The sequence below is a fragment of the Sediminicola luteus genome (assembly GCF_002514735.1).
GTDB lineage: Bacteria > Bacteroidota > Bacteroidia > Flavobacteriales > Flavobacteriaceae > HQA918.
In genome coordinates, this window is record NZ_NBWU01000001.1 from 1022565 (window position 1) to 1036340 (window position 13776).

Consider the following 13776-nt stretch of genomic DNA (forward strand, 5'->3'; position numbering starts at 1 on the left):
GGAAGTACCCTCACCTACCCCAAATGTCTCAAATACAAATCAGGGTTGTTTAAAAAACCTTTGGTTAGGCTGTAATGTTCCAGTTCTTTCAAAGGGGTGGCCACCATGGCCCCTTCGGTGATCTCGTAATGGAACCCACCTGGAATAGACATAAGTATAGGCGAATGTGTGGCGATTATGAATTGGGAAGTATACTGTTTTAGATGTTGGTTTATATGATAGATCAAGGCGATTTGTTTGGCGGGCGAAAGGGCGGCTTCCGGTTCATCGAGTAGGTAAATACCGCGTTGGTTTATCTTGTCCTGCAAAATCTTCAGATAGGCCTCCCCATGGGAAAAAGAGTTCAAATCTTGCCCATATTCCTTTCGCATATGATGTATCTGATAGTTGGCATTGTCCTTCATCTGTTGGATGATATGCGGGGGTACGGCCCCATCCAATCCATCCATTTGTTGGTGCAATTTAAAATCGGTACGGTCGATACTGTTCATAAAATCGCCAAAATCTTCCGCCCTAAAAAAGAAGCCGATGGGTCGGTCTATACCAAATTCCAATTCTAGATAAGGGGCCAACTCTACCGCGGCCTGAAAGGCCCGTTTACCATATCCGCCCCCATCCATATGGGGTAATTGTAGGCGGAAGGCCAAGGCTTCCAGCAAGGTAGATTTGCCAGAACCATTATCACCTACCAAAAACAAAATGGGATGATCCGTATCGAGCCTTTTGGCATATTGGATGCTGGGTACATCATAGGGAAACGGATGGGTACGTTCGGTATTGATATGTATTTGTGTAATGTACGGCATGGCTCTAATTCACCCAAAGATACACACCCTAGGGGGAATATAAATGGTTTGTGACGTAACCCACGCTTGAACCAGGAAAAGACTACCCAGTCGGTTCTTAACGGTAATTCCATTCCAAGGCCATCAAAAACAACAGGTGAATAACCCCTCAACTCGTTCAAGTGATGCTTTCCCACAGAAATTGCTTTGAAAAATCATTTTATCAAACTAGGTGGTTGGTATTCTTCACCAATTCCGAAACAGTCATAAACCAAATCGTTGGAAAAATCGCTACTTTAGGTGCCCTAAAACACCACACATGAACCTTATCAAAATCGCTCCCGTGATTATGTTGATCTTATTTGCCAGTTGTAGTCCATCTAAAAAGCCGGGTAAGACCTACCCTTTATTCGTAGGCACCTATACCGATGGAGCTAGTGAAGGAATCTATGCCTACACCTTCGATTCGGGTACCGGTCTACTTTCTGAAAAGGTTCTGGCCAGTCCCTTGGTGAATCCGTCTTTTGTAAAGATCAGTCCGGATAAGAAATTCTTGTTTGCTGTACAGGAGACCGATAATTATGACTCACTCGGGGGTGCCATAACGGCTTTTAAGGTAAAGGACAAACGCTTGGGATTTATCAATACCCAGGCTACGAAAGGGGCGCATCCTTGTCATATCGGTATTTCCAAAACTGGTGATAAAGTGGCCGTTTCCAATTATACCGGTGGCAATGTCGCTATCTATGGTCGGGATGAAAGGGGCGGATTGACCAACGAGCCACAAGTATTGGATCATAAACTTTTGGATAGTAGTACAACCTCGCATGCCCATGCCGCTCAATTTAATGGTGATGATCTGTTCGTTGCCGATCTTGGATTGGATGCCGTACAACGCTACCAAGCTACCGATTCTATTTTCGTACCACATACCCAGTCCCGTTTGGCTATGGCCCAAGGGGCCGGACCACGACATTTTACCTTTAATGCACAAGGCGAGGTAATGTACGTGATCAACGAATTGAATTCGACCCTAACCGTGCTCAAAAAACAGGCCGATGGTGGTTTTTCGGAAATGGAAAGCCATGCTACCCTGGCCGATGGGTTTTCTGGCGACAGTTACTGTGCGGACATTCACCTATCGCCAGACGGAAGTTTTCTATACGGCTCCAATAGGGGTGAGAATACCATCGTGATTTTTGCGGTTGCGAAAAATGGTAATTTGACCTTGGTCGGACGCAGCAGCGTTGAAGGTGATTGGCCCCGAAATTTCGTTATTGATCCTAGTGGGAATTTTCTATTGGTAGCCAACCAAAAAAGCGATAATATAACCGTATTCGAACGCGATGCCGAAAAAGGTACTTTGCGTTTTATGCATGAAGTAGCCCTTTCCAAACCCGTTTGTCTCGAATTTTTGGATTAATGCCGTTGTATCACTCTTTGGTGCTTACCAACCTATAGGTATAAGGCCTTAGCTGGCCCTGGTAATCGGTAAATTGGCCTTTGACCTCAATATACAAACGTTGACTTTGGTCCAAACGACCCAATACCAATTTATAGGTTTTTTGTCCGGTTGAATCACGGTAATTATGCTTCCACAACATACCTTCCCAAGGACTTTTTAGAATATTATCGTTTTCCTTTATCCGGAAACAATTTTTTAGGGCCATTTCCTGTCCGTTAAACTGGGCCGTTTTAGTACGGGCATCTATGGTAATGGCCGGAAGCGCGGTCTTTAGGGGATTAAGCCTCCACCCTAAGGAATCGCTTTGTGTTTCTAGTGTTAGTCGGGCGATTACCCCGCGTTTTACCGACGGACTTGTAGATTTGCCTTTGTAAAGACTACTACCATCGGCATGGCCGCCCGATTCGGTATACACTTCGGTAAGAGAGCGCTGTTGAGTTAGATGTTCGTCGATATGAACGCCGATTAAATTGAAATGCTGTTCACCTTTTGAGAAGAGTTCCGCAATCCGCAGAGACAGGGAGTCGCATTTAGTTTGGGCCCAAAGTCCTGAAAGACAAAGGCAACATAAAAGTAGGAAACTGAATCTGGGTGTAGGTGATACCAACTTAACCATGCCCTAAAATAAGCAAAGCATTTATTTTAGGGCGTGGTTTTCGTTGAGTGGTTAATGCGAAGAATTCTTTTTACCGAATTTCTCCTTCAGTTTTTCGACTGTAAAAAAGAGACACATAAAATAAAATAGTCCCCAGCAAATCATCAATAGCTCCATAGTCATTCTTTTATCGATTCATTTTCAGTGTTGCTGGTTAGGAAAAGCTTCCCTACTAAAAAGAAAGTACCTTTAAGAGTATAACGCTTGTTCAAGCAAAAACCCTACCGCTATTTACGGGGGTATTTACTATTCGGTTGTGCATCAACGATAAAGCGCTTATATTTTGTGATATTTTTAACCTTATGAAACCAAAACGTTAAATAAGTCACTTTAGTGTTTTCCCCTTTCAGGTAAGTTGTGTTTTATAACCATAACCTAAATACGAGGACAAGACCAATAATAACGGCCGGTCCCAACAAACCGGCTACCAGTCCGCCAAAACGAAAATCGCGCTGAGAGATACGACCGGTGGCATAGGCAATGGCGTTCGGCGGAGTGGAAATGGGTAAAAACAAGGCCGTTGAAGCACTGAGTCCGATAACCAAGGGCAAAATCTCGGTGTTTTGGGAAACCAAGATAATGGCGATCGGAATTAAAATGGTAGTGGTTGCCGTATTGCTCATAAAATTTGAGAGCACTACCGTTAACAGGGAAAATACCACTACTAGGGCATAAAAGTTAAGCTGATAGCCTTGGATCATATTCACGTAGTAAGCGGCCAAGCCTGTTTCTTGTATGGCCAGACCCAAGGAGAGTCCGCCCGCCACCAACATCAAGGTATCCCAGGGCAACTGGCGCACCTCGGCCCCGGAAACAATGCGGAACATACTGAGCATGATTATAGGCAAAAGCGATACGGCCGAAGCGGGAATTCCATGTAGGTTACCCGTAAGCCAAAGCAAGAGCGTCAACAACAAAATGGCCAAGACAAAACGTCGTTTTAAGACATAGATACGGTCGTCGGCGTCTATGGTTTTTTCCTTAGGGGTAATAATGTTGATGCTGCTTACCTTAGGTACATATTTTAGGGTGAGGCACCACCATAGCAACACTACGAGAATCAAAGCTATGGGAAAGCCTATGGCCGCCCATTCCAAAAAGCCGAAGGGTATGCCATGGTTGTTCAGGGCTTCTACGGCAATCGCATTCGGGGGCGATCCTATAATGGTTCCAATGCCGCCCAAAGAAGCCGCGCCCGGAATGCCGATCAAAAGGGCTTTGGAGAACGGGGCCCCCTTATCCAAGGTATCGATAAAGGGGATTACCGCAGCGATCATCATGGCGGTTGTGGCCGTATTGGACATGACCATAGAGAAAATGGCCGTAATAAGCATAATACCCAATAGTACCACCCGGGGCTTGGTCCCCAACCGCTTAACACAAATACGGAACAAGGTTTTGTCCAACCCTACCTTTTGCATGGCCTCGGCCATAAAAAAACCGCCCAACATAAGCCAAATGACCGAGTTGGACCAGGTTTGAATGTATTTCTGTACATATTTATTGGCGTTTTCGGGATCAATGGCTTGGTAATAATTGCCCAAGGCGAACACCAAAAAACCAAAAATAAGCAGTCCCACCGCAAAGGGCGGTACGGCCTCGGTTATCCATAGACCTACCGATAAAAAGAGTAAAAAGAGCACATAGATCTGTGCCTGATCCATTTGTGCATCGGCCAAAAAGTAAGTGAGCCCGAAAGCGAGAATGATACTCAATAAAAAATAGATGATCTTCTGTTGAAAATCGACTACCCCTTGTATTTTGGTCAAATAGCGTAACGAAGCCGTTCTGGAATCTGCCATAACCTTGGTTTTAGACTACAAAATTAGGGTCTGAAGGGATTTAAACCCAGTAAAACCAGGGGTTTTTTAACGCAAACGTTATCGGGAACGATTTCGTTCTATTGGCTGATTATCAGCCCATAACCAAGGGGATACTTCCTATGATTTTGGTCATGGAAAGCTTGTTGAGTTCCCCTTATAGAACTCATTCACACAATGTAATCTTTGGCTTAGTTCCATAGGCTCAATTTTTCCAGAAATAGGATTGGCCTGCCATGCCGAAATAATCCTTTTTATTTTAATGCTATCGGTTTTCTCTACAATAGCAATGATATTCTCATCTTGGGCGTCACCTAAATAACAATAACCCATGGTTATCATTTCTTGTGTTCTTAAGTGTGGAATGGCCAAAGTATCCATAGCATAGTAAGTCCTTTGGAAAAGGGAATCATAGGCGATACTATCAAAAACAATAAGATGGGATCTATTATCCCTTAAGTGAAGCATGCGATATATCGGGTCATAATCGCTACCATAAATAACTGTATCAACTACTTTTTGGAAAGAAGCCAATGCAGGCAAGTCGGTAAAAATGCGATAAGGTGTATTAAAAAGGTTGATATCTGATTCTCTCTCGCGGCAAGAAAGGCATGAAATCAGACATAACGCCCAGAATAAATGTCTCATAATAGGCTGGTTATTAGTATAAACCCAACAACAATCATGCCGTGGACAAATGCTAATGGCCCTCCTTATTTTGATGTTTCAACCTATAAATCGTATTTACCAACTCGGTTCGGTCAAAGTACACCTCGTTCCGTTTGATCTTGCCCCTAGCGTTGAATTGTAGAAAGCATACCCCGATACAAACCACTTGCTTTTCCCCAACCGGAATGGTGGCCTTCCATTTATTAAGGAATCCGCCTTCTAGAGGAATACCTTCGATCTGTTCCCAAACCCATTGCGGATTCTGGGCCAAGATCCTGGAGAAATAAACCGTTAACTCGGCTTTGCCATGTATACCGCCTGGGCAACCGGCATCGAGGTAAAAGCAATCATCGGCATAAAAATCGGCCAAGACCTCCGGACGGTTGCCTGTCCAGGCGGGCAGCCATTTTTCAGCAAACGCCTTGGCTTCTTCCCTAGTAAACATAGAGCAGTTTTTTAACAGGAGGTATCAGCGATCACCTTCCACTCACCATCAATCTTTTTAAGGATGATCATAAAGATCCCATTAGCATCGCCCACGCTACGGGTTAGGTGGTATTCGCCCATTACCGAATAGGCCCCATCGGTAATTTTCGAGATATCGTTGATCACAAAACGTAGCTTACCGATATGCTCATTGGTCGGATAGCCCTTTTTGTAATTCGCCAAGGTCTGCTCCCAACCTTTGGTAACCCCGCGGCTTCCATAAAATTTAAGTTCGGGCGATTTCCAATAGCCGGCCATAAAACCTTCAAGGTCAAAGTTGTTCCACGCGGCTTCTTGGGTCTTAAGTACGGCCATAATGGCTTCTTTATCCTCGGCTTCCGTGGTGGTGGATTGGGTAGATTTACAACTGAATGTTAGGGCCAGTAGGGCGAAAAGGAAAAGTGATTTTTTCATTATACGGTTGTTAGTTATTGATTTTTAAGTGCTAAAAAAGCCTGTTGTAGGCGTTGGGTTATGGGTCCTATTTCGCTGCCTTCAAAAAAGGTATGCGTACCCATACGCCCAATGGCCGCAATTTGGGTAGAAGTGCCTGTCAAAAAGGCCTCATCCATTTGGCTTATGTCAATTTGGGCCACGGCTTCTTCCCGAACCGGAATTCCGAGTGAACCGGCCAATTCAAGGGTAATATCCCGTGTTATACCGTCTAGTATAAACCGATTTTTAGGATGGGTAAACAATTCGCCATCCTTTACAAAGAAGACATTGCTATGCGAGCCTTCGGTTATTTTTCCGTTTCTGACCAAAACGGCTTCATGGGCACCGCCGGTTACCGCGCTATCCTTGGCCATCACATTGCCTAATAAAGAGGTCATTTTAATATCGCAGCGTTCCCAGCGTTGATCGGGGAGTACGGAAACTTCCATCCGTTTCGTATTGACATCGGGCAACGAAAAGGGTAATAAATACATGAAGGCTGTTGGGGTTATATCTTTCGGAAAAGCGTGTTGCCTTGGGGCCGTTCCCCGGCTTACTTGAATATACAGCAGAACATCTTGATCCAAAAGCCCGGCTACCTGGGCCAAATCGGAAACATTTTGCCGTAAGAGGCTTACCGAATACGCAATGCCAATCTTTTCCAAATTCCTTTCGAGGCGTTCCCAATGGGCCTCGCCATAAAAAAACCTCCCTTGCAAGCGTACCATGACCTCGTAAATTCCATCGCCAAAGAGGAATCCACGATCAAAAACAGAGATTTTGGCTGCTTCGGCCGGGAGCACCGCCCCGTTAAGCCACACATGGGAAGGATAATTGGGCATGGTTACAACAGTTGTTTTGACATGGCTATAAATTTAAAGTCTTCCCGACCAATGGAAAAGGTATGACTACCTATTTTTTCAAAACCGTGTTTTTTGTAAAACCCAATGGCCCGCTGGTTGCTTTCCAATACCGACAACCATAACTGTGGGCGTTGTTCGGCTGTAGCCCGATCGAAGACCGCTTGTTGTAAGGCCTCGCCAATTCCCTGACCTAAAAAATCTTGTAATACATAAATTTTTTGCAGCTGCGCCTCAGTTCCAGAACTACCAAAACCCGAATCGGAATGTAGTTTAAGCTTGGCGTAACCTACAGGTAAACCCCCACCCCAAGCCAACCAGAACCTATTGTTCGATTTTTTTATACTGTTCGTTATTTTAGTAACGGAAAAGGTACGCTCCAAATATTCGAGTACATCTTCAGGGGCCGAGAAAAGGTGACCAAAGGTGTCGTCAAAAGTTACCCTACCCAAAAGGGCTATCAACGGGGCCTCGTTTTCCGTAGCGGGTTTTATTTCGATTTCCATGGGGTTAAGTTACTAAATTGAACCTTGTTAAAATCGAATGGTTACTTCCAGACGGTGGCCTGTTTGGTTGGGGCATCGGAATCGCCCAATTGACGTAATCTAATTTGCACCAACAGCCTTCTTCCTTCCAAAGTTCGGGTATATACCAAATCAGATCTACCTATTAGATTACGCCAATGGTGGTGAAAAACAGTGGCCCTTTCCTTTTTGTCGGCAAATATATCCGGTACACTATAGTAGAGGGGTACACCCAAAGACTTTCGCCAAAAGGGTGTCCTACTTATTAGGTAACGGGGGTTTTCAATGGGTTGTAACAACGCTTCCAAGGCATCGATAAAAAGGGCACTTTCATATTCACTGCCGCCCACCAAAGCACAGTGTATTATGGCATCATCAGTGGTGTAACATTCAATTTTTAAATTTTCGAATGGGGTTCGCAGGTAACGAAGGTCGCGTAAACTGTACAATACGGCCCAACCCATTTTTTCGACATGGGTATGGATTTTACCGAAATAGAGGTAAGCCTTAACCAGCCTAAATACGCGAAGACCGTAACCAAAAAACAAAACGGTGACTAGGGCGTATATAGCTTGGATCCAGCCCTTGGTCAGAATCAATTTTAGGTTCTTGACCAGAAATTCAGGAATAAAGTAGCCCAACGACCAAATAAACTGGGTAATGCCATATTGCACCAAATCGCGTTGTCGCAGGCTTTTCGTCTTCTGAAATTCGGTTTGTTTGGGCAAATAGCTTTTAAGTTCACGTATCAAAGTGCCCGGTTTTGCAATGGCCGTGGCCCAATTTGCCCGTATTTGGGCCAGGTTTTGTGAGGTATGTAGACTATCTGTATTGGTCTGGCGCATGGCTTCCGGTGTGGTAGGAAGACCAAGCCCTAACCTTTCCCATCCGTTTTCTATACTTAGGGGCGTATTTTGGGACACGCCCATAAAGGCCGAAAACCTACGTGACAAGCGGTGCATATCGGCCCCACCCGTGGGGTCGGAAAAATCGAGACAACACAAATGCCATATGACCGCGGTTTTATCGGGTACAGGCTTAAAAGTCCGTATGGCCCTACCTCGCATTTGGTTGGAGCTAACGAAAGAGCCCACAAACGAGGCCAATAGTAAGGTGTTTAATGCCGGGGCATCCCAACCTTCGCCCAATAGTGCCTTTGTACCAATAAGTATTTTAATGTGCCCTTCTTGAAATAACTGGGTCAATACGCCTACCGGGTTAGCCGCTGAATCAATTTGCAATTGCACGAAATCCGGGTTGGTCGGTATAGGTTTGCCCTTGGCCTCCACCTCCGGAAATTGGGTTTGGATTCGGCTAAGAATAGTGTTGGATACCAATACCACAGTCCCTGTAAGGACGGCCAATCCGTCGGTGTCTTCTAGTTTTTTACATAAAGCCTTGAAAATTGGAACAGCACCCAGTTTCCCAAAGTGTTGGTCTTTGTCTATTTCTTGATCTAAAAAAGCCTTTCGAATATAATCGGTGAGGATTACGGCTCGTAAGCCCTCGCCCCGTTGTCTTTGCGAGGCCTGACAAATGGCTACGATACTGCGAAGTTTTGCCGGACTAGACGATAATTGCCTGTAAAAATCGGTTTCGCCTACTAGATCTACCCGGTGGCTCTTTAAAACCCCAAGCCTCCTTAAATCCGATTTTAGCGCCTTTTCCAATTCTATGGGTAAGCGATAAGCTTCGGAAGGGTTGAACAATAGCGCGTTTAAAAAAGTGGTGGCCCAAGCTAGCTGCCATGGTGGTATGGTTAGGCTTTCTTTCTCCTCGAATCCTAAGATTTGTAGCTTCTCTTTTGGAAAAGGGGTTCCGGAGGCTTTTAAATAGATCAATAAGGCCGAAAACACTTCCGGTGCCTTGTAAATGGCTTCTAAATGATTCGCTGTATCGCTTAAATACGGATGCTTTTGTACATAGGCCACTAAAGCCTCTTGCTTTGGAAGGGAATCGATATAATCGGCCACCGCCAAGCGGAATTGTGCTATACGCTGAATCAAGGCCTCATCTGGGGTAGAAAAATGTACAAAATCTTGATGCGGACATAAATCTTTTTCCCGGACCAAGTCAGGCACGGCAATTTCATCGTCAATGGGGCCACAAAGCTGAAAATACTTGTCCAGTTCGTGTTGCGGACTATCATAAGGCGGGGTTGCGGTCAGCGCCACCAGGGTAGCATCACTACTTTTTTTTAGCTGGAACAATGGGGTCCACCAACTGTTTTTTAGATGATGGGCCTCATCCAAGACTATGGTGCCAAAGGCATGTTGTTCAAAGAAATGCAAATAGGCAGCGGTCGAACCACACCTTTTATAAAAGGCATATAACGCCTGATAGGTGGTAAAGGTTATTGCCTTGGGTTGCTCTAGATCAAAAGAGTGATCGGTGAACGCGTTATCCGTATTAAAATAGCTGCATAATCGATCGTACCATTGGTTACGGATCGTGAGTGTTGGTGCCAAAACCAAGGTCTTTTGGTCCAGTTGCCGCACCATTTCGAGTCCCAACAAGGTTTTTCCAGATCCCGGTGGGGCCACCACATGCAAATGCCCATCGGTAATATGCGCTTGAAAATGCGCCAAAAAATGAGCTTGGTAGCTACGCCATGAAAGTTTAAAACGAAGGGAAGTAAAAGGCAAGGTAGGTTTCTTTGGCTATTTGCTCATAAAAATAACCCATTCTCCCTAGCCAAGCCATTCAATCTAATAAAACATCAATGAAAAGTTACTCTTTTGATTAGTTACCCAAAGGTAAGTGCAGCCCAAAATAGCCCATAACCCCACTGTACCCATAGGGAATCTATTCCGAGCATTTCCGTATTTTAGGGGATTGCTAACTTGAACACTTTTCGATCATGATCAAAACTATGTGGGGGTTTTGCACGGTATTGTGCTTAGCCTTAGTGATTCCCATGCAAGACGGAATCGCCCAAAGAAGAAAAAAAAAGCAAACTGTATCAGAAACCTATCCTTCGGAACTGTACAGCAGTTTAAAATACCGCTTGGTCGGACCCTTTCGTGGTGGCCGATCGGCAGCGGTTACCGGTGTGCCCGGTCAGCCTAACCTTTATTATTTTGGCGCAACAGGTGGTGGGGTATGGAAAACTAACGATGGCGGCCGTAGCTGGGAAAATATTTCCGATGGCTACTTTGGCGGTAGTATAGGGGCTGTAGAAGTGGCCCAATCAGACCCGAACGTTATTTACGTAGGGGGTGGTGAAAAAACCGTACGTGGTAATGTATCATCGGGTTATGGTGTTTGGAAATCGGAAGATGCCGGAAAAACATGGGAAGCGGCCGGGTTACCCAAAAGCCGACATATTTCCCGTTTGCGTATAGACCCCAATGATCCCAATACGGTTTATGCCGCCGTAATGGGAAATATCTATAAAGACACCCAAGAACGTGGTGTTTATAAGACCACCGATGGGGGTAAAACCTGGAACAAGATCTTGTTCGTCAATGCCGGTGCCGGTGCGGTCGATCTTATTATAGACCCCACCAACCCCAGGGTATTGTATGCCTCTACCTGGAAAATACAACGTACACCCTATAGCCTAAGTAGTGGTGGTGCAGGGTCTGCCCTATGGAAGAGTACCGATAGGGGAAGTACCTGGCAAGAGATCTCTAAAAACGAAGGTTTTCCGAAAGATACCTTAGGTATCATCGGGGTTACCGTTTCCCCCGTAAACCCGCAACGGGTCTGGGCCATGGTAGAGAATAAGGAAAAAGGCGGCTTGTACCGATCTGACAATGGGGGTAAGACCTGGAGCCAGGTGAACAGCGAACGTAAGTTGCGCCAACGGGCTTGGTATTATACCCGGTTGTATGCCGATACCCACGATGCCGATAAAGTTTATGTATTAAACGTGCGCTACCACCGCTCCACCGATGGGGGTAAAAGCTTTAGCACTTTTAATGCCCCACATGGCGATCACCACGACCTTTGGATATCGCCCGAAAACCCCAATCGTATGATTATCGGTGACGATGGTGGTGCCCAAGTTTCCTACGATGGCGGTGATACCTGGAGCACCTACCACAACCAGCCTACCTCACAGTTTTATAGGGTTACTACCGATAATGCCTTTCCGTACCGCATCTATGCGGCCCAACAAGACAATTCGACCATACGTATCAACCACCGATCCGATGGGGGTAGTATAGACGAAGGCGATTGGGAGGCCACCGCTGGGGGCGAGTCGGCCCATATCGCGGTAGACCCTACCAATAATGATATAGTCTATGGTGGTAGTTATGGTGGTTTCCTTACCCGGGTGAACCATAAAAACAATACGGTTCGGGGCATAAACGTATGGCCCGACAACCCTATGGGCCATGGGGCCGAAGGTATGAAATACCGTTTTCAGTGGAATTTCCCGATTTTGTTCAGTAAACACAACCCCAAACGTTTATACACCTTTTCGAACCATGTACATGTATCGGAAAACGAAGGTCAAAGCTGGCAAGTAATCAGTGGCGACCTTACCCGAAACGACCCCGATAAACTGGTATCTTCCGGAGGGCCCATTACACAAGACAATACCGGGGTAGAATATTATTGTACCATTTTCGCCGCTAATGAGAGTCCATTGAAAGAGGGCTTACTTTGGGTAGGTTCCGACGATGGTCTAATCCATATTTCCCAAGATGGGGGACAAAACTGGGAGAATGTAACCCCACCATCACTGCCTGAATGGTCTATGATCAACAGTATTGAACCCTCGGCTTTTGATGCAGGTACTTGTTATGTCGCCGCCACCCGATATAAATTGGGCGATTTTACCCCATACCTCTATAAAACCACCGATTACGGGAAAACCTGGAAAAAAATAACGAATGGTATAGAGAGTGAACATTTTACCCGTGCCCTTCGCGAAGACCCCAAAAAGAAAGGGCTTTTATACGCCGGTACCGAAACCGGTATGTATATCTCTTTTGACGATGGTGCCCATTGGAACAAATTCCAATTAAACTTGCCCATTGTGCCCATTACCGATCTTACGATCAAGGAGAATAATTTGATAGTAGCCACCCAAGGCCGTTCGCTTTGGATTATAGACGATCTAACGGTTTTACATCAGTTGCAAGCGGCTCAAAAAGATCAGGCCGCGGTACTTTTTCAACCTAAAGATGCGTATCGCACCAAAGGAAGGGCCGCCGAAAAACCTTCTAAAACGGCCGGACAAAACCATCCGAATGGGGTGGTTACCCATTTCTACCTGAAGGAGTTGGGCAAAAAAGACACCCTTAGTCTTAGCTATTTAAGTATGGCCGGCGATACCTTGGCCACATTTAGCAATCATGCCAAAGACAAAAAGCAGCGATTAAAGGTAGCCAAAGGAGGTAATACCCATGTTTGGAATACCCGCGGTACCGAGGCCGAAAAGCTAAAAGGTATGATTTTATGGTGGGCCAATTTAAGTGGGCCCAAAGCCGTGCCCGGAAAATACAAAGTGGCCTTGAACCTAAACGGAAACAGCCAAGAACAGGTATTTACCATTCTACCCGATCCCAGGGCTGAGGCCTCCGTAGCTGAGATGCAAGAGCAGTACGATTTTATCTCCGATATCAACACCACCATAAACCAGGCCCATGGCAGTATCAAAAAAATCCGGAAGGTAAATGCCAAACTCGATGCCTTTGTTAAACAATATGGCGCTAACGAAGCCACGGCCGATTTGGTGGCAAAGGCCAAGGAAATGAAAAAAGGGTTTGAAAGCGTGGAAAAGGCCTTGTACCAGACCCAAAACCAATCGATTCAAGATCCTTTGAACTTCCCGATCCGATTGACCAATAAATTAGGACATTTGAACTCTTTGGTCGCTTTGGACGATTTTCCGCCTACGGCCCAAGACCAGGCGGTGAAAAAAGAATTGACCCAACAGATCAATGCCCAGTTGGAAGCTTTTGATGCCTTGGTTGAAAAGGAAGTAGCCGATTTTAATGCCCAATTCAACCAATTGAAATTGGATTACCTATCGGTGGAGGAATAGGGCCCTCACCCCCGGCCCCTCTCCCCAAGGGAGAGGGGAGCAAAAGCCGTGCTGGACCCTATTCTGCACGGCTTTT

At 45.6% G+C, this 13776-nt stretch carries 11 protein-coding genes; 2 read left to right on the forward strand and 9 right to left on the reverse strand.

The annotated features are described in order from the left end of the window. Positions 1-14: 14 nt before the first annotated feature. Positions 15-806 (reverse strand): AAA family ATPase, encoded by a 792-nt coding sequence (locus B7P33_RS11110; protein ID WP_097442032.1) that lies wholly within the window; start codon positions 804-806, stop codon positions 15-17. Between the two features lie 298 nt (positions 807-1104). On the opposite strand from B7P33_RS11110, the gene B7P33_RS11115 reads away from it, so the two are divergent. Next, positions 1105-2208, forward strand: coding sequence for a lactonase family protein (locus tag B7P33_RS11115; RefSeq protein ID WP_245871756.1), 1104 nt, complete (start codon positions 1105-1107; stop codon positions 2206-2208). Positions 2209-2218: 10 nt separating this feature from the next. Here B7P33_RS11115 and B7P33_RS11120 read toward each other — a convergent pair whose 3' ends face one another. The 8 genes from B7P33_RS11120 to B7P33_RS11155 form a co-directional block, all read right to left on the reverse strand. Continuing rightward, entirely contained in the window at positions 2219-2866 is a 648-nt protein-coding gene (locus tag B7P33_RS11120; RefSeq protein WP_097442033.1) for a hypothetical protein, read from the reverse strand. Between the two features lie 401 nt (positions 2867-3267). Then, entirely contained in the window at positions 3268-4707 is a 1440-nt protein-coding gene (locus B7P33_RS11125) for an SLC13 family permease (protein WP_097442034.1), read from the reverse strand. Positions 4708-4857: 150 nt separating this feature from the next. Continuing rightward, positions 4858-5373 carry a hypothetical protein gene (locus tag B7P33_RS11130; RefSeq protein WP_141402453.1) on the reverse strand — a complete coding sequence of 172 codons (516 nt, stop codon included), beginning with the start codon at positions 5371-5373 and terminating at the stop codon, positions 4858-4860. A 52-nt stretch (positions 5374-5425) separates the two neighbouring features. Next, the gene (locus B7P33_RS11135; RefSeq protein WP_097442036.1) at positions 5426-5839 is read right to left on the reverse strand and encodes a nuclear transport factor 2 family protein; all 414 of its coding nucleotides are present in this window, start codon (positions 5837-5839) and stop codon (positions 5426-5428) included. Positions 5840-5850: 11 nt separating this feature from the next. Continuing rightward, positions 5851-6294, reverse strand: coding sequence for a YybH family protein (locus B7P33_RS11140; RefSeq protein ID WP_097442037.1), 444 nt, complete (start codon positions 6292-6294; stop codon positions 5851-5853). A gap of 14 nt (positions 6295-6308) precedes the next feature. Then, complete coding sequence (locus B7P33_RS11145) at positions 6309-7157, reverse strand: aminotransferase class IV (protein WP_097442038.1); 849 nt, start codon at positions 7155-7157, stop codon at positions 6309-6311. Between the two features lie 2 nt (positions 7158-7159). After that, positions 7160-7681 (reverse strand): GNAT family N-acetyltransferase, encoded by a 522-nt coding sequence (locus B7P33_RS11150; protein WP_097442039.1) that lies wholly within the window; start codon positions 7679-7681, stop codon positions 7160-7162. 41 nt (positions 7682-7722) lie between these two features. After that, a complete protein-coding gene (locus B7P33_RS11155; protein WP_097442040.1) occupies positions 7723-10344 on the reverse strand; it encodes a DEAD/DEAH box helicase family protein in 2622 nt (873 codons plus the stop codon). A 272-nt stretch (positions 10345-10616) separates the two neighbouring features. Here B7P33_RS11155 and B7P33_RS11160 point away from each other — a divergent pair, with 272 nt between their 5' ends. Next, positions 10617-13700, forward strand: a complete 3084-nt coding sequence (locus tag B7P33_RS11160; protein WP_245871781.1) for a WD40/YVTN/BNR-like repeat-containing protein — start codon at positions 10617-10619, stop codon at positions 13698-13700. Positions 13701-13776 lie beyond the last annotated feature (76 nt).